The organism is Halomonas sp. YLB-10 (genome assembly GCF_003856855.1).
In the GTDB taxonomy this organism is placed as follows: Bacteria; Pseudomonadota; Gammaproteobacteria; order Pseudomonadales; family Halomonadaceae; genus Halomonas; species Halomonas litopenaei.
Genome location: NZ_RRCU01000001.1, coordinates 782083 through 801774 on the forward strand (window position 1 = coordinate 782083; position 19692 = coordinate 801774).

The 19692-nt window shown below is 65.4% G+C and carries 20 protein-coding genes; 6 read left to right on the forward strand and 14 right to left on the reverse strand.

Annotated elements, in window-relative coordinates; all coding sequences use genetic code 11:
* Positions 1 to 18: 18 nt before the first annotated feature.
* The 5 genes from apaG to EBB56_RS03210 form a co-directional block, all read right to left on the reverse strand.
* Entirely contained in the window at positions 19 to 399 is a 381-nt protein-coding gene (gene apaG, locus EBB56_RS03190) for a Co2+/Mg2+ efflux protein ApaG (protein ID WP_045991851.1), read from the reverse strand.
* Positions 396 to 1208 carry a 16S rRNA (adenine(1518)-N(6)/adenine(1519)-N(6))-dimethyltransferase RsmA gene (gene rsmA / locus EBB56_RS03195; protein WP_108448069.1) on the reverse strand — a complete coding sequence of 271 codons (813 nt, stop codon included), beginning with the start codon at positions 1206 to 1208 and terminating at the stop codon, positions 396 to 398. The genes apaG and rsmA overlap by 4 nt, the downstream gene beginning before the upstream one ends.
* Before the next feature lie 41 nt (positions 1209 to 1249).
* The gene (gene pdxA / locus EBB56_RS03200) at positions 1250 to 2311 is read right to left on the reverse strand and encodes a 4-hydroxythreonine-4-phosphate dehydrogenase PdxA (RefSeq protein ID WP_260425273.1); all 1062 of its coding nucleotides are present in this window, start codon (positions 2309 to 2311) and stop codon (positions 1250 to 1252) included.
* Positions 2311 to 2952, reverse strand: a complete 642-nt coding sequence (locus EBB56_RS03205; protein ID WP_045991849.1) for a SurA N-terminal domain-containing protein — start codon at positions 2950 to 2952, stop codon at positions 2311 to 2313. Before EBB56_RS03205 ends, pdxA begins: the two co-directional genes overlap by 1 nt.
* A 77-nt stretch (positions 2953 to 3029) precedes the next feature.
* Positions 3030 to 5492 carry an LPS-assembly protein LptD gene (locus tag EBB56_RS03210; RefSeq protein WP_124802756.1) on the reverse strand — a complete coding sequence of 821 codons (2463 nt, stop codon included), beginning with the start codon at positions 5490 to 5492 and terminating at the stop codon, positions 3030 to 3032.
* A 188-nt stretch (positions 5493 to 5680) separates the two neighbouring features.
* On the opposite strand from EBB56_RS03210, the gene EBB56_RS03215 reads away from it, so the two are divergent.
* The 3 genes from EBB56_RS03215 (at position 5681) to EBB56_RS03225 (ending at position 7903) form a co-directional block, all read left to right on the forward strand.
* Positions 5681 to 6721, forward strand: coding sequence for an aminoglycoside phosphotransferase family protein (locus tag EBB56_RS03215; RefSeq protein ID WP_124802758.1), 1041 nt, complete (start codon positions 5681 to 5683; stop codon positions 6719 to 6721).
* Positions 6718 to 7395: an N-acetylmuramate alpha-1-phosphate uridylyltransferase MurU gene (gene murU / locus EBB56_RS03220; RefSeq protein ID WP_045991846.1), complete on the forward strand. Its 678-nt coding sequence runs from the start codon at positions 6718 to 6720 to the stop codon at positions 7393 to 7395. The genes EBB56_RS03215 and murU overlap by 4 nt, the downstream gene beginning before the upstream one ends.
* An 88-nt stretch (positions 7396 to 7483) precedes the next feature.
* Positions 7484 to 7903 (forward strand): OsmC family protein, encoded by a 420-nt coding sequence (locus tag EBB56_RS03225; RefSeq protein WP_108131335.1) that lies wholly within the window; start codon positions 7484 to 7486, stop codon positions 7901 to 7903.
* A 137-nt stretch (positions 7904 to 8040) separates the two neighbouring features.
* On the opposite strand, the gene coq7 is transcribed toward EBB56_RS03225, so the two are convergent.
* Positions 8041 to 8685 (reverse strand): 2-polyprenyl-3-methyl-6-methoxy-1,4-benzoquinone monooxygenase, encoded by a 645-nt coding sequence (gene coq7, locus EBB56_RS03230; protein WP_108131334.1) that lies wholly within the window; start codon positions 8683 to 8685, stop codon positions 8041 to 8043.
* A 374-nt stretch (positions 8686 to 9059) separates the two neighbouring features.
* The gene (locus EBB56_RS03235; RefSeq protein ID WP_045992116.1) at positions 9060 to 9401 is read right to left on the reverse strand and encodes a histidine triad nucleotide-binding protein; all 342 of its coding nucleotides are present in this window, start codon (positions 9399 to 9401) and stop codon (positions 9060 to 9062) included.
* A gap of 222 nt (positions 9402 to 9623) precedes the next feature.
* Between EBB56_RS03235 and EBB56_RS03240 the strand changes: the two genes are divergently transcribed.
* Entirely contained in the window at positions 9624 to 10868 is a 1245-nt protein-coding gene (locus EBB56_RS03240) for a sodium:proton antiporter (RefSeq protein WP_045992117.1), read from the forward strand.
* A 46-nt stretch (positions 10869 to 10914) separates the two neighbouring features.
* Here EBB56_RS03240 and EBB56_RS03245 read toward each other — a convergent pair whose 3' ends face one another.
* Complete coding sequence (locus EBB56_RS03245; protein ID WP_124802760.1) at positions 10915 to 12342, reverse strand: PLP-dependent aminotransferase family protein; 1428 nt, start codon at positions 12340 to 12342, stop codon at positions 10915 to 10917.
* 135 nt (positions 12343 to 12477) lie between these two features.
* Between EBB56_RS03245 and EBB56_RS03250 the strand changes: the two genes are divergently transcribed.
* Positions 12478 to 13449 carry a DMT family transporter gene (locus EBB56_RS03250; protein ID WP_260425274.1) on the forward strand — a complete coding sequence of 324 codons (972 nt, stop codon included), beginning with the start codon at positions 12478 to 12480 and terminating at the stop codon, positions 13447 to 13449.
* Here the strand turns inward: EBB56_RS03250 and EBB56_RS03255 are convergent.
* The 4 genes from EBB56_RS03255 to phaR all read right to left on the reverse strand — a co-directional run bounded on the left by EBB56_RS03255 (position 13419) and on the right by phaR (position 16648).
* Entirely contained in the window at positions 13419 to 14291 is an 873-nt protein-coding gene (locus EBB56_RS03255; protein ID WP_045992119.1) for a phosphoribulokinase, read from the reverse strand. The two genes, EBB56_RS03250 and EBB56_RS03255, sit on opposite strands and share 31 nt — an antisense overlap.
* A complete protein-coding gene (locus EBB56_RS03260; RefSeq protein WP_108448062.1) occupies positions 14291 to 14725 on the reverse strand; it encodes a thioesterase family protein in 435 nt (144 codons plus the stop codon). The genes EBB56_RS03255 and EBB56_RS03260 overlap by 1 nt, the downstream gene beginning before the upstream one ends.
* Before the next feature lie 63 nt (positions 14726 to 14788).
* The gene (gene purD, locus EBB56_RS03265; RefSeq protein WP_045992121.1) at positions 14789 to 16072 is read right to left on the reverse strand and encodes a phosphoribosylamine--glycine ligase; all 1284 of its coding nucleotides are present in this window, start codon (positions 16070 to 16072) and stop codon (positions 14789 to 14791) included.
* A 102-nt stretch (positions 16073 to 16174) separates the two neighbouring features.
* Positions 16175 to 16648 (reverse strand): polyhydroxyalkanoate synthesis repressor PhaR, encoded by a 474-nt coding sequence (gene phaR, locus EBB56_RS03270; RefSeq protein ID WP_045992122.1) that lies wholly within the window; start codon positions 16646 to 16648, stop codon positions 16175 to 16177.
* Positions 16649 to 16767: 119 nt separating this feature from the next.
* Here phaR and EBB56_RS03275 point away from each other — a divergent pair, with 119 nt between their 5' ends.
* Positions 16768 to 17481 (forward strand): 16S rRNA (uracil(1498)-N(3))-methyltransferase, encoded by a 714-nt coding sequence (locus tag EBB56_RS03275; protein WP_124802762.1) that lies wholly within the window; start codon positions 16768 to 16770, stop codon positions 17479 to 17481.
* A 39-nt stretch (positions 17482 to 17520) separates the two neighbouring features.
* On the opposite strand, the gene EBB56_RS03280 is transcribed toward EBB56_RS03275, so the two are convergent.
* Positions 17521 to 18099, reverse strand: a complete 579-nt coding sequence (locus EBB56_RS03280; RefSeq protein WP_045992177.1) for an ATP-dependent zinc protease — start codon at positions 18097 to 18099, stop codon at positions 17521 to 17523.
* Positions 18100 to 18237: 138 nt separating this feature from the next.
* Positions 18238 to 19536, reverse strand: a complete 1299-nt coding sequence (locus tag EBB56_RS03285) for a lytic murein transglycosylase (protein WP_124802764.1) — start codon at positions 19534 to 19536, stop codon at positions 18238 to 18240.
* Positions 19537 to 19692 lie beyond the last annotated feature (156 nt).

Below are 19692 nucleotides of genomic sequence, written 5' to 3' on the forward strand. Positions count from 1 at the left end.
GTCGTTCGATTCGCCAGATCAGTGAATCTGGTTGGGTGTGGCCAGGCGAAACACCGTGATCGGCACCTCGAAGGGACGCTGGCTGGCGGTGTCCACGCAGGTGTAGGCCCCTTCCATAAACCCTACTGGCCCGTCGAGAATGGCACGACTGGTGTACTGGAAGGTCTGACCGGGGCCTATCATCGGCTGCTTGCCGACCACCCCCTTGCCGCGAACCTCCTGGACCTGCCCGCTGGTCTGGGTGATCTTCCAGAAACGCGCCATCAACTGAATATTCCCCGGCGAATGATTGTGTACCGTCACCGTGTAGCTGAACACAAAGCGGTTCTCCATCGGCGAAGATTCATCTTCACGATAGGCGGGCTCCACATCGACCCTTACGTCGGGCATCTCGCTCATGACGGATTCTCCTCTGCACTCAAGGCGTTGGCGATGGACACGAACTCTTCCACCTCCAGCGTCTGGGGCCGCCGGCTCGGATCGATACCGAGGGCCTCGAGGGCGTCACCGTCGATGCGTCCCTTGAGATTGTTGCGCAGCGTCTTGCGCCGCTGACCGAAGGCCTCGCGCACCACGTCGAACAGCAACGTCTCGTCCTTGGCCCGCCCCTGGGGTCGCTCACGCGGGGTCAGCCTGACGATGGCCGAGTCCACCTTGGGACGCGGCACGAAGGCCTCCGGCGGTACCACGAACAGCGAATCGACGTCGCAGAAGTACTGCGCCAGCACCGACAGCCGCCCACGATCACCTCCGCCCGGTGGCGCCGCAAGACGATCCACCACCTCCTTCTGCAGCATGAAGTGCATGTCCTGGATGGCGTCGCCAGCCTTGAGCAGGTGCGAGATCAGCGGGGTCGAGATGTTGTAGGGAAGGTTGCCGACGACCCTGAGTGGCTGGCCCTCGCCGCGTAGCGCAACGAAGTCCATCTTGAGGGCGTCGCCTTCGTGGATGACGAAGTTCGGGTGATTGAAGAATTGCACCCGCAGCCCCGGAATCAGGTCCCGGTCCAGCTCGATGACCTCGAGATCACCGTCGGTGGCATCGAGCAGTGGTTCGGTCAGCGCCCCCTGGCCTGGGCCGATCTCGACCATACGGTCGCCGGGGCGCGCCCCGATGGAACGCACGATGCGCGAGATGACGCCGGGATCACGCAAGAAGTTCTGACCGAAGCGCTTGCGGGCCCGGTGCGCCGTGGGGCGGGATGACATGCTTGAATCCTTTGCAAAACGAGGGTTGGGGTGACGGACCTTCAGCGCTCGGCCACCCGGCTGCCCATATCCTCGGCGAGGGCAATCGCCACCGCCAGGCTATCGGGACTGGCAGTGCCATGCCCGGCCAGGTCCAGGGCGGTGCCGTGGTCCACCGAGGTCCGTGCCAGCGGCAGCCCTAATGTGATGTTGGCGGCCTGGCCGAATCCCGAATACTTGAGCACCGGCAGACCCTGGTCATGATACATCGCCAGCACCGCGTCGACGCCGTCGAGATGACGCGGGGTGAACAGGGTATCCGCCGGCAGCGGCCCGTCAAGGGCCAGTCCTTCTTCACGTAGCCGTTCGAGCACCGGGGTGATGATCTCGATCTCTTCGCGCCCGAGATGCCCATCCTCGCCGGCGTGGGGATTCAGACCGCACACGGCGATCCGCGGAGAGACAACGCCAAAGAAGTCTGTCAGGTCCCGGGCCAGAATACGCAGCACTCGCTCGAGCCCCTTTTGAGACAGCGCATCGGCCACCTCGCGCAGCGGCAGGTGGGTGGTCGCCAGGGCCACCCGCAGCGGTATCGAACGCAATGGATCAGTGGTGGCGTCGGCCGAGACGACGCGCCCGTGCAGGGCGCTGTCGGTGGCCAGCATCATGACCACCTCCTCGACCCCGCAGGCATCGCGCAGGTACTCGGTGTGGCCGGTGAAGTGGTGATGGCCCGCATCGCGGATCACCCCCTTGTGCAGCGGCGCCGTGACCATCGCCGAGGCCTTGCCTGCCAGGCACTGGGCCACCGCCATATCCAGGGTCTCGAGCACATAGTCGGCGTTGGCCGTCGACAGCACGCCAGGCTCGCTGGCCTCCTTGAGCGCGACCGGCCACACCGCCAGACGCTGCCGGCGCGGCCCCGGATGCGCCTCGCCCGGTGCCACTATTACCACCTCGACATCCAGTCCGAGCGCCAGGGCGCGAGCCCTCAACAGCTCTGGGTCGCCAATGGCGACCCAGTCGGTGACGTGGCGCGCAGCCAGCATCAGGGCAAGCTCGGGACCGATACCGGCGGGTTCGCCGGTGGTCACCACGATCGGCGCCTTCATCCGCTGCGACATCAGCCCTGGTTCAGGCGCTTCTCGACGAAGGCCTCGCCGCGAATTTCCTGAACCCACTTCTCGAGTTCATCGCCGGCCTTGCGCTGGAAGATCGCCTGGCGCGCCTCCTCGCGGCTGGTGCCGACGCCTTGCTGCTGCAGATAGCGCTCGACCTCGGACTCGGAGATGTTGATCCGGCTGGACACCTGGGCCTGCTGGACCTTCATGATCAGCATCTCGCGACGGATCTGATCACGCACCTGGGACAGGCTCATGCCCTGGGACTCGAGCCGATCGGCGAACTGCTCCAGGCTGACACCGTTCTGGTTGGCCACGGCGCGCACCTGACGATTGAGCTCGGTATCGTCGACGCTCAGGTTCATGCGCTCGGCCATCTGAACCTCGATCTCCTCGACGATCATGCGGTCCAGAATCTGCTCACGCAGGGCCTGCTCCGGAGGAGTGTCCATGTCGCTGGCGCGCAGTCTGGCCATGGCCTGCTCGACACGGTCATCGAGCTGGGAGGCCATGATGGCGTCCTCGTTGACCACGGCGACGATCCGATCCAGCGGCTGGCGGTAACCGTCCTGGGCGTGGGCCGCCACGGTAGTCAGTGCCAGACAGGCGGCCATCGCCAGGGCGGCAAGGGGTCGGCTACGCATAGTCATGCTTCCTCGTTCACTCAGATTCGATGCGGCGAGCACGTCTCGTGCTCGCCGTTGGGGATACGCCAGGGTATTTAGTTCAGGCCGGGACGGTAACCGGGCACCGCAGACTGGAAGTAGGTGTCCGCGTCGCCACCGATGCCACCGAAGCCCTTGAGCACAAAGCGCAGGAAGAGCCCACGATCCGTGGTGTCGTCCTCGATGTTGTTGGCGGTGTCCTCGTCTTCGATCCACTCGCGCCACACGACCTGCACACCATAACAGCAGTCGTTCCACTGCACACCCGCCATCTGGTCGAGGGCACGGTCGTTGGTGTTGTCGTAGAGCACCCGGCCGATGACGTCGAAACGATCCGTCGCCTTGTAGGCGAAGGACATGTCGTACTCTTCGCGGTTGTAGTTGCGAACGTCATCGTCATCGTCGGCGTTGTCGAAGCCTTCGATCTCCCAGCGGTAGCCCAGGTTGAGCACGTGACCGGCGTCAGCACGGTACTGCACGCCAAGGCCGGTGCTCTCGGTGCGACTCTCCTCGTCGTCGTAGAGCCACTGCCAGCGGGTGCTCCAGTTGTCGGTGATCTGCCAGTTGATTCGGGTCACCCAGGGCGAACGATCGCGGGTGGCTTCGTAGTAGTCGAACGACTCCTCATCACCGGGCAAGGTGTCGGGATCACCGGCCATATCGATATTGCGGTCCTCGAAGTAGGCCGACTGCCCGACCCCGACAGACAACCGCTCGCGGCCGCTCTGGTCTTCGAGGAAGCGGCTTTCCACGCCGTAGGACAAACGGTTCAGGTCACCCAGACGATCGCCGCCGGAGAAGCGGTACGGCGACCACAGCTGGCCCCACGAGAACGCCAGTTCCTCGGTGTCGAAGTCGGGGAAGTCGCTCTGGTCGCGCTCCGGTACGTAGGCGTAGTTGAGGCGTGGCTCGAGGGTCTGGCGCCAGTCGTCACCGCCAAAGGCGAAGTCGCGCTCGAAGATCAGCCCGGCGTCGATGGTGGTCACCGGTGCGGTCAGCGTCGGGCTCTCGCTGTTGTCGGTGATGCGCTCGTCATAGTCGAGGTCATAGCTCGTGTGCTGCAGCGCCACGCGGGGTTCGAAGAAGCCCCAGCTCGGCTCGAAGCGGTAGCCCACCGCCGGCGCCAGATCCAGGCGGGCGCCCTTGACGCCTTCCCTGAGCGGGATGCGGCGCTGGGTATCCTCGTAGTCGTAGAAGCCGTTCTCGTCGCCCTCGATATCGCGCCAGAAGTAGGTGGCGTTGGAGTTCCACTCCTGATAGAAGCCGAGGTCCTGGGACCAGCGGCCGTTGGCGGTCAGGCTCGGCAGCCGGTAGAAGGGCTTGTCGCCTTCGTCGACCGGATCGTCCAGCAGCTGATAGCCCTGGGCCTTGGCCTGGAGGTTCCAGGTGTCGCCGAGGTAGTCGATCTGGGCCAGACGCGCCATGTTGCTGGTATCGGTCTCACCAAAGGTACGCCCGAAGTCATCGAAGTAGCGGCCGTCACTGGCGGCGCCATAGCGCAGCCGGTAGGGAACGCGCGAGCTGAAGCGCCCGTAATGGCTGTAGTCGAAGTACCAGCGTTCGTCGCCGTTCTCGAGCTCGGTGGTGGAGTCGTCATCTCCGGCGGACTCGTCGTCACCGATGTAGGCGCCTTCCAGAGTGCCCTGATCGGTGGGAAACAGGTAACGGAACTCCGCCCCCATCAGTAACCCGCTGTCGTCGATCCAGCGCGGGGTGATGGTGGCGTCATAATTGGGCGCCAGATTCAGATAGAAGGGCTGTGCGTAGTCGACACCACCGTCGGAGACGCCGATGGTCGGCCACAGGAAGCCTGTCTGGCGCCGCTCGTCGATGGGAAAGCGCACCCAGGGCCAGTAGAACACCGGCACATCGCCTACCTCCAGGCGGGCATGCTTGGCGGTACCGTAGCCCTGATTGCGATCCAGCAGAATATCGTTGCCGATCAGGCGCCAGGTGCTGTCGCCAGGCTCACAGGTGGTGAAGCTGGCCTCGCGCAGACGAAAGACGTTGTCACTGACTCGCTCGAGCTGGATGGCATCGCCGCGCAGGCGCGACTCGTGGGCCACGTAGTGGGCCGAATCGATGGTGGCCTGGTCGCTGTTCAGCGACACCTCGGCGCTGTCACCGCGCACCAGCAGGCCCTTGTCGCGCAGGGTCAGGGGACCACTGGCGTTGGCCAGGTCACGCTCCGGTGGTACCTGCACCCGGGTTGCCTCGAGCTGGGTATCGCCCTTGCGCAGCACCACTTCACCGTCGAGCACGGTGTCACCGTCGGTGCCGTAGTTGGCGGTGTTGGATTCGCTGTTGACCTGGCCATCGATGGCCGGCGCAGGAAGGCGGTATTCGGGCTGAACGTAGTAGCCTCGGCACACCGTCCCGGCGGGACGGTCATCGCCCCAGGGCTGCCAATCCATCTGGCTTGCCGGCAGGGGTTCAGGTGGGGCCGCCCACAGGGGGGACGACACCAGACTGGTGGTGGCGAGGCCCGCCAGGGCCGTCCATGCGTATCGCTTGGCCATGTTGCACGCTGTCCTCGACGGGGTGAATCGGTATTATACAGGCCGCGGCCGACCTGTAACGCCGATCTGTTCCAACGAGATTCGCGCCACGGCCGCCCTTGATCCATGCACAGCATGCGGTGAGGCCAACGGAGCGTCAACCGACATTGGCATCCTTCGCCCTGCCGCCACCAGGAGTTTTCCCCCCGATGTCCCAGGCTGAAAGCCCCCGCCGACTCGAGCAACTGCGCCTTTGGGCACAGGCACAGCACCCGTCCATCGAGGGCTCGAGCGATCTCGTGCTGGCCGCCGGCGACGCCAGCTTCAGGCGTTACTACCGCCTCACCCTGGAAAGTGGGGAGACCCGCATGCTGATGGACGCCCCACCCCCCCAGGAGGACGTCGGCCCCTTCGTCGCCATCGCCCGTGACTGGCACGCAGCGGGCCTGCCGGTACCCCGGGTCTATGCCGTGGACGCCGACCAGGGCTTCGTGGAGCTTGAGGACCTCGGCGACGAGCCGCTGCACCTGGCCCTCGACGGTGCCGACGAGGCCACCACCCACGCCCATTTCGACGCCGCCATCGCGCTGCTCGAGGAGCTTCAGCGGAAGGCTCCGAGCGATAGCCTGCCGCCCTACGACGCCGTAACGCTGGCCCGGGAGCTGGACCTGTTCCCCGACTGGTGCCTCGCCCAGTGGCTGGAGTTGGATGGCCAGCCTCCCGGCTGGCCTGCGCTGCGCCAGGCGCTGATCGAACAGGCGCTGGCCCAGCCGGTGGTCACCGTGCACCGCGACTTCGATGCCATGAACCTGATGCGTCACGCCGCCGAACTGTGGTTGATTGACTTCCAGGACGCCCTGGCAGGCCCCATCACCTATGACCTGATCTCGCTGTTGCACGGGCGCTATCGGCGCTTCGATGCGGCCACCCGGGCGGCCTGGAGCGAGGCTTTCCGCCAGCGCGCGATAGCCGACGGGCGCCTGTCTGACTCGGTAGATAGCGACAATTTCCTGCGCTGGGTCAATGCCATGGCTGCCCAGCGTGCGCTCAAGGTGCTCGGCATCTTCTGTCGCCTGACCCTGCGCGACCAGCGCGACGGCTACCTGGCGCGTCTACCTCACTTTCTTGCCCATCTTCAGGACAGCCTCGAGGGGCTGGAGGGCCTCGCGGGACACGCCGACTTCAGCGCCTGGGTCGAAGACAGCCTGCGCCCGCTGATCGAAGCCCGTGTCGCAGAGGTGCGCCCATGAAAGCCATGATCCTGGCCGCCGGTCTCGGCAAACGCATGCGGCCGCTGACCGACCACTGCCCCAAACCCCTGTTGCCGGTGGCCGGCGAACCGCTGATTGGCCACCACCTCAGGCGCCTGGCCGGCTGCGGTATCGAACAGGTGGTGATCAACGTCAGCTACCGTGCCGACCAGATTATCGAGACCCTGGGCGACGGTGAACGCTACGGGGTATCGATTGCCTACAGTCGCGAGGACGAGCCGCTGGAGACCGCCGGCGGTATCGCCAAGGCTCGCCCACTGCTCGGCGAGGAGCCCTTCGTGCTGGTCAGCGCCGATGCCTTCTGCGACATCGACCCCAGCGCCCTGCCCTCTCTGGAGGGCGATCTGGCCCATCTGGTGCTGGTCGACAACCCCGTCCACAACCCGGACGGCGACTTCCACCTGGCGGCCGGCGGCAGAGTTTCGAGCGACGGCTCGCCAAAGTTGACCTACTCGGGGATAGCGCTGATCGACCCGCGTCTGGTGAATGACCTGCCCGCTCCCTGCTATCCTGTCGCTCCACTGCTTCGCGAGGCCATGGCCCGCGACCTCGTCGCCGGCACCCACCATCGGGGAGACTGGGTCGACGTGGGTACGCCCGAGCGCCTCGAGGCGTTGAATCACCGACTCGGCGGCGCTCCTGGCGAACGCTGATTGAGTCCAGCTGCATCCTGCAGACCGCATCTTGCAGACCGCATCAAAAAACATCGACATCACTATCGCAGAAAAAGAAGGAATCCCCATGAAAGCCAGCGTCAAATGGACCGACGGCCGTCAGTTCGTGGCCGAATCCGGTAGTGGCCACGCCGTGGTCATCGACGGCCCCCCCGATCACGGTGGCCGCAACACCGGGCCGCGCCCGATGGAGATGCTGCTGATGGGCATGGGCGCCTGCACCTCCTTCGACGTGCTGGAGATCCTCGAGAAGTCCCGCGCCCCGGTGGAAGACTGCGTCGCCGACATCGAGGCCGAACGCGCCGACAGCGTGCCGTCGGTGTTTACCAAGATCCACGTGCACTTCACCGTCACCGGCAAGGGGCTCAAGGAAAAGCAGGTCCAGCGCGCGGTGGAACTCTCCGCCGACAAGTACTGCAGCGCCTCCATCATGCTGGCCAAGGGCGGCGTCGAGGTCACCCATTCCTACACCATCGTCGAGTCCTGAGGCCGCTTCGAGCGCCGCGCAGCAGCGAGCGCCTCGGATCGACAGCCACCCTCACGCAAAAGCCCCTGCCGATCGGCAGGGGCTTTTGCGTGAGGGCGAGGCCATCGCAGCATCAGGCGCTGGCCACCGGCACAGGATCAGATGCGGTAGACGCTCTTGGTCATCACCCTGGACATCAGCGTCATGCCGGCCTTGACCGGGCCAGGGAACCTGGCGCCACCAGCCTCCAGCGCCTGCTGGGCGTGGTGGGCCTCGTCGATGGCCATCTGCCTGAGCACCGCCCGGGAGCGCTTGTCTCCTTCGGGCAAGGTCTCGAGGTGCTCGTCCAGATGCTTGCCCACCTGCTCCTCGGTGGCGGCGACAAAGCCCAGGCTGACACGATCGCCAACCGCCCCCGCCAGCGCCCCCATGCCGAAGGACGCCGCATAGAACAGCGGATTGAGTCGACTGGTCGGCGCATTCAACTCCCTGAGCCGGTCCTCGCACCAGGCAAGGTGATCGATCTCTTCCTGGGCGGCTTCCTCCATCTGGCCGCGCACCTCCGGCAATTTGGCGGTCAGGCCCTGGCCCTGGTACAGCGCCTGGGCGCATACCTCTCCGGTGTGGTTGATGCGCATCAGGCCGGCCGCGTGATGGCGCTCATCCGGGCTCATTTCGCCGTCATGGATCGTATCGACCGCGGGCGTCGGCCGTGATGCCCGCGCCGCCCCCGGCACCAGGGTGCGCAATACATTGTCGAACTGATGGATGGCCCGATCGGCGGGGCTGAGAGAGCGGGACATGGCGCGATCCTTGTACGACTAAGTGAGCCAGCGAACATGGGCGGAACGATGAACGTTCGCATCAAGGGATTATTCTACGCAAGCGTCGGCGGCACTCAAGCGCCGGCTATTTATGCGGGGCACTGGCGCCTCGACGCTCAACACATCGAAAAAAGCGATCGGCGCCGGTTCTTCATGTTGAGGGCGGCGACGCCTCGACGCTCAACACACACCAAAAGCGATCGGCGCCGGCTTTTCAAATGGGGCACCAGCCCCTCGGCGGCGCCTAGAAACAAAAACCGATCGGCGCCGCCTGGGGGACACCAGGCGACGCCGGAGAATGCACGGATGCGTCGAGCGCTTGAACTGCCGGAAGAAACTCCGTCGCGCGCCGGCTAGCCAGCCGGCCATGTGAAGCGACGACCGCCCATCACGTGCATGTGAATATGATAGACCGTCTGGCCGCCGTCTTCATTGCAATTCATCACCACCCTGAAGCCGTCTTCGGCAAACCCGAGGTCCTTGGCCAGACGCGAGGCGGTCAGCGGCAGGCGCCCCACCAGTGCCTGGTCTTCCTCAGTGATGTCGTTGAGGGTGGCAATATGCTTCTTGGGGATGACCAGCATATGGGTCGGGGCCTTGGGATCGATATCGTTGAAGGCCAGCACCTGATCGTCCTCGTAGACGATATCGGCGGGAATCTCGCGGTTGATGATCTTGCAGAACAGGCAATCCATGGCAGGCTCCGGGGCACACTGAAAAAACGGTGTCTTCGAGATTACCCGCCAACAGGGCTGCTGTCAGTCCCCTGACTCGCCCGATCACTGACCCAGGCCCCATGAGCAACGTTCCCAAACCGCCAGTTATGCACCTCTGGTCATCGCGCTCGCCTGCCCCCCCAAGCCATTGCGGCTATGGTACAACCGTAGCTCCCATGCATTTTCGGAGTGTCGCCTGCCATGCATCACACCGCCCTGCTGCTGATCCTTCTGATCATCATCGCCTTTGCCCTGCTGTCGCGGCGCATCTCGGCCTCGCTGATCAGTCTGCCCATGGTGTTCATGGCCGCGGGGATGGGGCTGGGCGCGCTGACGCCGGACCTGGTGCCCATGGACATGCAGCAGGAGCTGACCCAGGTGATCGCCGAGATCACCCTGATCATCGTGCTGTTCGCCGATGCCTCGGTGGTCAAGCTGAAGTCTCTGCGCCAGAACCTGGCGATTCCGCTGCGCATGCTGTTGATCGGCATGCCCCTGACGGTCTTGCTGGGCACGCTGATGGCCAAGTGGGTCTCGCCGGAAGCAGCCTGGGGCACCGCCATGCTGGTGGCGGCGATTCTTACCCCGACCGACGCGGCCTTGGGCCAGGCGGTGGTATCGAGCCCCAGCGTGCCGGAACGTATCCGCCAGTCGATCAACGTCGAAAGTGGACTCAATGATGGCCTGGCTGTACCCGTGATTCTTGCCTCGGCACTGCTGGCGGTGGCGGCCACCGGCACCGAGGTCGCCGACGCACCGAACAACCTCTGGACCTTCGCCCTGCTGCAACTGACCCTCGGGCCGCTGGTCGGGGTGCTGTTCGGCTGGGGCTTTGCCCGCCTGCTCGACGCAGCCATCGACCGCGGCTACGTCACCGTCATCTATCAGGGCATCCTGTTTCTGGCGCTGGCCTTCCTGATCTATCTGGTCGCCGAAACCGTCGGCGGCAACGGCTTTATCGCGGTGTTCCTCGGCGGCCTGACCTTCGGCAACCAGCTACGCCATGACACCACCTTTATCGAGGAGTTCATGGAGAGCGAGGGCCAGCTCTTGACCATCGCCACCTTCCTGATCTTCGGTGCGGTAATGGTGCCGCTGGCCCTCTCGCATGCGTCCTGGAAGACCGTTGCTCTGGCGCTGATGTACCTGTCGGTGATTCGCATGATTCCGATCTGGATATCGCTCACCGGACTCGGCTTGTCCGCCTATGAAAAGACCTTCCTCGGCTGGTTCGGACCTCGGGGGTTGGCCAGCATCCTGTTCGCACTGCTGATCTACGATCAGTACCCGATCCCCGGCAGCGACGAGATCCTCGCCTGCGTGGTGTTGACGGTCATGATCTCGGTGGTGCTGCACGGCGTCAGCGCCCAGCCCATGGCCCAGCGCTTCGTCGGCTCTGGCGCCGCCAAGGACGCACCCGTCAAGCAGGCGCCTCCTGGCCACTAGTGCCGCCTGCTCGAGGGTGGGCGGGACTGGCATGGCACCACGAAGGTCAGCCCTCGCCCCGGGCCGCCCGCTCCATGGCCCGGTCCAGCGCCCTGAAGACGTCATCATCCAGCGACTGCGCCACATTGAAGCGCAGGTAGCGACTGTTCGCCGTTTCCGGGCTGAACACCTCCCCAGGCGCCAGTACCAGATCCTCGTCCAACGCCGCTCTGGCCACGTCCTTGGCGCAGAGCCCCGCGGGCAGTCGCGTCCACAGAAAGAGCCCCGCACTGGGCTCCACCCAGGGCTCCAGGCCCGCCGAGCGCAGTCGCGGCATGACCTGCCCCATGGCGTCTGCCAGGCGCGTCCTGAGCACGTTGAGGTGACGTCGATAGGCGCCTTCCCTGACCAGCTGGAACACCAGCTCTGCCGACAGCGCGCTGGCGCCAAAGGAGGTCGCCAGCTTCAGGTCGACCAGCTCCTCGAACCACTCGGGGCGGATGGCGATATAGCCACAGCGCACCGAGGCCGACAGGGTCTTGGAGAAGCTGCCCACCTGGATTACCCGCTCGAGCCCGTCCAGCGCCGCCAGGCGCGGTGACGCCTGGTGCTCGAAGTCGGCGAAGATGTCGTCCTCGATGATCAGCAGGTCGTGACGCTCGGCCAGGCGCAGCACGCGGTGGGCCACCGCCAGTGACAGGCTGGCACCGGTTGGATTATGCAGCCCCGAGTTGGTGATATAGAGCCGCGGACGATGCTGCTCGAGGGCCTCGGCAAGGCGTGAAAGGTCCGGCCCCGCAGGGCTGAAGGGCACGCCCACCACCTTGACCCGGTGGGCACGCAGCAGGGCATGAAAGTTGAAATAGCAGGGGTCATCGACCAGCACGCGGTCGCCCGGCTCGAGCAGAAACCGACACAACAGATCGATGGCCTGGGTGCCGGACTCGGTCAGCAGGATCTGGGACGGCGCCGCCTCGACACCCCGCTCGGTAAGGCGATGCGCCAGCACCTGACGCAGTGCTTGCAGGCCCTGGGGCGACGCATAGTCGGTCAGGCTGGCGACAGCGCCGGAACGCCTCGCCAACTGCCTCAGCCCACGGCGAATCTCCTCGTGGGGCATCCACTCTGCCGGCAGCCAGCCACAGCCTGGCCTCAGCCGGTAATGGTCGCTCTCGAGCGCCTGGCGGGTCAGCCACAGCGGGTCCACTTCGCGCTCGCGACGGGGCGCCAGCTCCGCCAGGGACAGCGGCGGCAAGCGATCACCGACGAAAAAGCCGGCGCCGCGACGGGAATGGATGGCGCCCTCGGCGACCAGCCGATCGTAGGCCTCGACCACGGTGGAGCGTGACACCCCGAGCGATTCAGCCAAGCCGCGAATCGACGGCAGGCGCGCACCTGGCGCCAGCTGACGCTGGGCCATGCGGCGCTGGATCAGCGCTACCACCTGCTCGACCAGGCTGATGCCCGCCCGACGATCGATGTCCTGTGCCTTCATCTGTACTGGAGGCTCCACCATGACAGTTTGTCAAAACTGTACTGCACCGTCTCTGGCTGCACCAGCGCACGCCCTTCACCCTAGGCGCTACTGACCCGCCACGGAGTTCGCGCAGATGCCTCACGACACCGACCATTGAACCCGACACACCGCCCGGACCTTGGCAAGGGCTGGGCCTGCGGCGCCCTCGGCATGGCCATCTTCAGCGGTTCATTGCCCGCCACCCGGGTGGCGGTGAGGGCCTTCGATCCGCTGTTTCTGACCTTTTCCAGGGCCAGCCTGGCGGGACTGGTGGCGGTGGTATTGCTGGCGTGCCTGAAGGGACGCCGGCCGCGGACCGATGAGCTTGCATCGCTGGGGCTGGTTGCCGCCTGCGTGGTGGTGGGGTTTCCACTGCTGACCGCCATGGCGCTGGAGCACGTCAGCGCAGCGCACTCGCTGGTCTATATCGGCCTGCTGCCGATGGCTACCGCGCTGTTCGGGGTGCTGCGTACCGGCGACAGGCCCCGCCCGGCGTTCTGGGCCTGCTCGTTGAGCGGTGCTGCGCTGGTCTCAGGCTTCGCGCTCGGCCAGCCTGGCAGCGCCTCCTTGACCGGCGATCTGTTGATGCTGGCCGCCGTGACCGTCTGCGGGCTCGGTTACGCCGAGGGCGCGCGACTATCAAGACGGCTGCAAGGCTGGCGGGTGATCTGCTGGGCGCTGACCCTGACCCTGCCGTTGATGCTGCCTCTGGCGGTCGCATCGCAACCGCCGACCCTGCAGGGTATCGGCAGCGCCGCCTGGTGGTCGCTGGGCTATGTATCGCTGTTCAGCATGCTGATTGGCTTCATCTTCTGGTATCGCGGCCTGGCGCTCGGTGGGGTGGCCGCGGTGGGTCAGCTACAGTTGCTGCAGCCGTTTATCGGGCTTGGCCTGGCGGCCTGGTTGTTGAACGAGTCGATCAGCGTGGCGATGCTCGCCACCTGTGCCGCGGTCGTGGTGTGCGTCGCCGGCGCAAAACGCTTCGCCACACCAGCTCCGGTGCCGTCGATCCCGACCTGTCAGTCAGACGAAGCCGGCATCGACGGCGCGGCGGCTCAACGAAAACGTCGTTGGGCCAGCAGATGACGCACCAGCGGACCGAGGATCAGCTCCATCGCCAAGGATAGACGAGAGCCGGGCACCACCAGGGTGTGGGGGCGACTCATGAAGGCGTCCTGAATCATCGCCAGCAGGTAGGGAAAGTCCACGGTGGACGGATCGCGGAACCGGATCACCACGAAGGACTCGGCATCGGTGGGGATATCCTGGACCTCGAAGGGGTTCGAGGTATCTACCGTGGGCACCCGCTGAAAGTTGATATGGGTACGCGAGAACTGCGGCAGGATGTAGCGCACGTAGTCATCCATGCGCCCCAGGATGGTGTCGATGACCGCTTCCTGGGTGTAGCCGCGGGCATGCATGTCGCGGTCGATCTTCTGGATCCACTCGAGGTTCATGGTCGGGGCGACGCCCACCAGCAGATCGACGTGGCGGGCGATGTCCACCTCACTGGTGACCAGCCCACCGTGCAGACCCTCGTAGAACAGCAGGTCGGTACCGGTGGGCAGCGGCTGCCATTCGGTGAAGGTGCCGACCTGGTAGCCGGCCTCGATCATCTTCTTGTCTTCGGCGTGGATATAGTGCCGGAAGGTCCCGGCGCCGCTGTCACCGTACTCCTGGAACAGCGTCTCCAGGCGATCGAGCAGGTTGGCCTCCACCGCAAAGTGGGACAGCTCATCCTTGCGCTCGGGCTCCTCGCGAAAGATCCGCGCCATCTCCTGGCGGGTGTAGCGATGGAAGGCGTCACCATCGACGAAGGCGGCGTGGACGTCTTCCCGGGCGAACATGCGCTCGAAGGTACGCTTGACCGTAGTGGTGCCGGCACCGGACGAACCGGTGACCGCGATGACTGGATACTCCCTCGACATCAGCCAGCCCTCGCCAGGGCGTTACGTACCGCTTCGGGCACCGCCACCGCACGCCCTGCCTGGGGGTCGACCACCATCAGGTTGAGCCTGGCGGTCGCCACTATCCGCTGATCGCTGTCGCGACGCATGCGATGGTAGACCGTGATGGCCTTGCGCGCCGGTTCGGGGATGGCGGTCTCGACCGTCAAGGCATCCGGCCAACGAGACTCGGCCTGGTACTGCACCGCCAGGTCAGCGGCGACACTGGGATAGCCTCCCATGTCACCTTCGTGAAGCCCGAGATGGGCCAGGGCGGCCGCCCTGGCCTCGTGCAACAGCGAAATCACGGCGTCATGGCCCAGATGGTGCCCGTAGTTCATGTCGGTCACGCGCACCGTCAAACCATGACGGTGGACGATCGCCTGCTCGGGAAACTCCAGTTTGACGCGTTCCATGCTCGCTCCTTGCTGATTATTGTTGGTCAGTACCATGGGGCAAGCCAGACCGGTACCCGACGATCAGGACTGCCGGGCCATGGCGCGGTGGGCGATGTCCGAACGCCAGAAGGCGCCTTCGAAACTCACCGTCTTGACCCCGCGGTAGGCCAGCTCCCGAGCCTCGCCAAGATCCTGACCGAGGGCGGTCACGCACAACACTCGTCCGCCGGAGGTGACCACCTGGCCATCCTTTTCCGCGGTGCCGGCGTGGAAGACCTTGACGCCCAGGGCCTCGGCACTGTCGCCTCCGCTGATCACGTCGCCCTTGCGGTAGCTGCCGGGGTAGCCTTCGGCGGCCATCACCACACCGATGGCCGGACGCGGGTCCCAGCGGCAATCGTGACCGGACAGGCGACCCTCGGCGCCGGCCAGACACAGCTCGGCCAGATCGCTCTGCAGGCGCATCATGATCGGCTGGGTTTCGGGGTCGCCGAAGCGGCAGTTGTACTCGATCACCTTGGGTTCACCCGCGTCGGTGATCATCAGCCCGGCGTAGAGGAAGCCGGTATAAGGATGCCCTTCGTCGGCCATGCCACGCACCGTGGGGCGAATCACCTCGTCCATGATGCGCTGGTAGACGCTGTCGGTGACCACAGGTGCTGGCGAATAGGCGCCCATGCCGCCGGTGTTGGGGCCGGTGTCGCCCTCGCCCACCCGCTTGTGGTCCTGGCTGGTGGCCATGGGCACGATGGACTCGCCATCCACCATGACGATAAAGCTGGCTTCCTCACCTTCGAGGAATTCCTCGATCACGACACGAGCACCGGCATCACCGAAGGCGTTGTCTTCGAGCATGTCGCGAACCGCCGCCTCGGCCTCGGCCTCGGTCATGGCCACGATGACGCCCTTGCCCGCCGCCAGGCCGTCGGCCTTGATGACGATGGGTGCGCCCTTGTCCCGCAGATAGGCCAGCGCCGGTTCCACGGCGGTGAAGGTGCTGTAGTCAGCGGTGGGAATGGCGTGGCGAGCCAGAAAGTCTTTGGTAAAAGACTTGGACCCCTCGAGCTGGGCAGCGCCCTGGGTCGGGCCGAAGATCGCGAGCCCGGCGTCACGAAAACGATCCACCACTCCCTCGACCAGCGGCGCCTCGGGGCCCACGATGGTCAGGCCGACGCTCTCGCGCCGGGCAAAGTCCACCAGCCCGTCGAGGTCGGATACCGCGATATCGACGTTGGTCAGTCCCGCCTCCCGTGCGGTGCCGGCATTGCCTGGCGCCACGAAGACCGAGGAGACGCTGGACGACTGGGCGACCTTCCAGGCCAGGGCATGTTCGCGGCCACCGCCGCCGATGATCAGGACCTTCATCCGCTCAACTACCTTTCGAGTACCAAATGAGGCGGCATTATGGCAGAAAAAGCCCGCTCTCGCCCTCCTGGCCTCTCTCCATCAGAGCCGGGCGTGGGAGGGTCAGGAGGAACGCTCGTCGTCGTCCTTGGTGGTCCCGCCCTGGCTGGTTCCGCCCTGGCTGATGGTGTTCTGCCAGAAACGCATGTTTTCCTCGGCCAGCTCGCGCATCAGCTCCATCGGCGAATGCCGCATGGCCTGCTGCCACTGATCCTGCATCTTCTTCTGCTGCTCCATCATCAACCGGGTGCCTTGCTCCAGGTAGCGCGCCAGGGGCAGCGGCTGAGACATGGCGTACACCCGAATCAGCTGTTGCAGCAGGTCATTGGAGAACACCTCGGCGTCGCTGTCGGCCTGCTCCTGCTCGATGATGATCGACAGCAGAATGGTACGCGTCAGGTCCTCGCCACTCTTGGCATCTTCCACACGGAAAGGCACTTCCTCGAGAATCAGGCTTCGTAAATCCTCGAGCGTTACATAGCGGCTCTGTTCGGTATCATAGAGCCGGCGATTGGCATACTTGCGAATCACGCGCACGGCGCTGCTCCTTTGTTCGTGGGAAGCCCAGGGACTGCAGCTGCAGATCCTCGGCTTCGTTCGCATCCATTTTGCACCGCGACACGGCCCTTGCAAGACAAACCGGTACTCGAGGCTCCATGAATCTGATACTTCTCACCCGGAACGACGTCGATGACGCCGGGTTGGCACGGGTCCGCGACCCCCGGCGCCTGGCCCACCTGCGCCAGGTCCACCGCGCCCGCCAGGGCGACGTGATGACCCTGGGACTGGAGAACGGCCCGCTGGGCCGCGGTCAGCTCGTGTCGCTGACCGACGATGAGGCCTGCTTCGACGTTTCCGGGCTCGATCAGGCTCCGCCCGCGGCGCTGCCGGTGCACCTGGTGCTGGCGCTGCCTCGCCCACGCATGCTGGCAAGAAGCATAGAGCATGCCACCGCGCTGGGGGTGAAGCGCATCACGTTGCTGCATAGCCGCAGGGTGGAGAAGAGCTACTGGCAGTCCCCCGAACTCGATCCCGCCAAGATCCACCAGCACCTGGTGCTTGGCCTGGAGCAGGCCCGCGATACTGCGCTGCCGGTGGTGGACACGGCGCGGGGCTTTCGGCCCTTCGTCGAGGACCGTCTGCCGTCCCTGCTGGAAGGACGGCGGGGCCTGTTGGCGCACCCCGGGATGGCGACTGCCTGCCCTCGAGGCCTGACCGAGCCTGTGACCCTGCTGGTCGGCCCCGAGGGCGGCTTCATCGAATGGGAGGTGGAACAGATGCTGGCGACAGGCTGCGAGGGCATCCACCTGGGCGAGCGCATCCTGCGGGTGGAAACCGCGGTGACCGCGCTACTGTCCAGGCTCTTCTAGGCCAACCCTGTAGACCACACCAGCGGTGCCATCGACGTATCAGCTCTCGCTGTCCTCGTCATCGGCACCGTCATCCTTGTTGGTGCCGTACTCGCCCTCTCCCTCATGCTCGATGACCGGAGAGTTCTCGTCGCAACTCGGCTCGATCATGAAGGTCTCGCGCACGTCCAGCAGCCCGAGCTCACCGATGGTACGGCGACCCAGCAGCATCGGGTAGTTCATCTCTTCCCGGTTGCGCAGGCTGAACTGCTCCTCGTGGATGGTGTCCCCCATGCACACCTCCATCAACACCACCAGGCGCTCGTCGCGACCGCCGGCGCCGCGCACCGTCATGTCGCGATAGAGCGGGCGCTCGAGCTGCTTCTTGAAGGTTTCACCGGTCTCCTCGTCCTCGAGCTCGAGGGCGAAACGCACCCAGGGTTCGCCTTCCTTGTCGAAGCGCTCGATATCCCGGGCATCCAACGAAGACGTCAGCGCGCCGCTGTCCAGCTTTGCCTTCACTTCGACGTCCCAGGGCTCCAGGGTCGCCATCTCGACCCAGCCAAAGACGTCAGGGCCGTCATCGGCCAGGGCGCCGCCGGCCGGCGCCATGCACAGGGGAAGCGCCGCCAGCGCCATCCGTCGGGCGGGGCCCGACAGCCATCGATTCCAGAGAGTCATCGTGCCATTTCCATGTGGAGGGCGTCCCGCCGGACGCCGATACGTCAGGCCCCTGAGTCAGGGGCCGCCTTGATGTTTTCAGGGCTGATTGATCGCTCAGTGGCTCAGGCGTTCGAGCAGGTTGAGCGTGGCGAAACCGTCGGGCACCAGCCCCTGGTCGCGCTGCCAGGCGCGCAACCCTGCCCGGGTATTGGGACCCATGATGCCGTCCGGGGTTCCCACCTCGTAGCCAAGCGCCTGAAGCCGCGACTGCAGCGTCTTCACCTGAGTACGAGAGAGCGGTTGCTCGTCACGAGGCCAGCCACCCTCGATGCCGGCGCGCCCAGCGATACGGTCGCTCAGCGAGGCCACCGCCAGGGCGTAGCTGGTGGCGTTGTTGTAGCGCAGAATGGCGCGGAAGTTCGGTCCCACCAGGAAAGCAGGACCACGCGCGCCGGCCGGAGTGATCACCGACGCCTCATCGAAGGCCGGCAGATCGCCACCGCCCAGCGGGCTCACACCCAGGCCGGCCCAAGCCGAAGCGCTCTTGCGGGTATCGAGCTCGGTCTGGGCGTAGTCGAACCCGGACGGCAGTTGCACCTCGACACCCCAGGGCTCGCCCTGACGCCAACCGGCACGATCCAGATAGTTGGCAGTCGACGCCATGACGTCGGGGATACTCGCCCAGATATCACGGCGACCGTCGCCGTCTCCGTCCTTGGCGTAGGCCACGAAACTGGAAGGAATGAACTGGGTGTGGCCCATCGCCCCCGCCCAGGAGCCCTTCATGCGCTGCGGTGTGATATCGCCGGCATCGATGATCTCGAGCGCTGCCATCAGTTCACCGCGTGCAAAGTCTCGGCGCCGACCGTCATAGGCCAGGGTCGCCAGTGCCTCCAGGGTCGAGAAGTCACCGAAGTTCTGGCCGTAGTTGCTCTCGATACCCCAGATGGCGGTAAGGACCTCGGCGGGCACACCGTAGTCGGCCTCGGCGCGGTCGGCCGCGGAGCGATTGGCGGCGAGCTTGTCACGCCCCTGGGTCACCCTGGCGTTGGAGACCGCGGTATCCAGGTATTGCCAGATCGGGCGCACGAACTCCGGCTGGGAGCCGTCGAGTTCGATCACCCGGGGACGGTAGCGCAGGCCATCCAGCGCGCGCGCCAGGGTCGCTTCGCTGATGCCTTCTGCACGCGCCTGATCACGAAAGCCGGCCAGCCACTGATCGAAGCTCTGGGGCTCGACTGCAGCGGCGGCAGGGGCGGCCTGCCCAGACGCTTCGCCACTGGCGCTGGCGGTGACGCTTGCACCAGCACTGGCATTGGTACCGGCCGCGGCATCGCCGGAGGGGGCGGCGGAGGTACTCTGGCAACCGGCCAGGGTCACCACGAGAAGGGCGGGGAACAATCGGGTCAGCATGATGAAGCAATCCTTGGCGATCAATATGCGGGCATGATGACCCAGGACCCGCTGTCATACCAGCCAGTCAGGACACCAGAGCATCGCAAGATGTGGCACCACTACCACCAAGGTGAGAGCCACCCGCAGGGACAGGAGACCTCATACGGGAGGTCG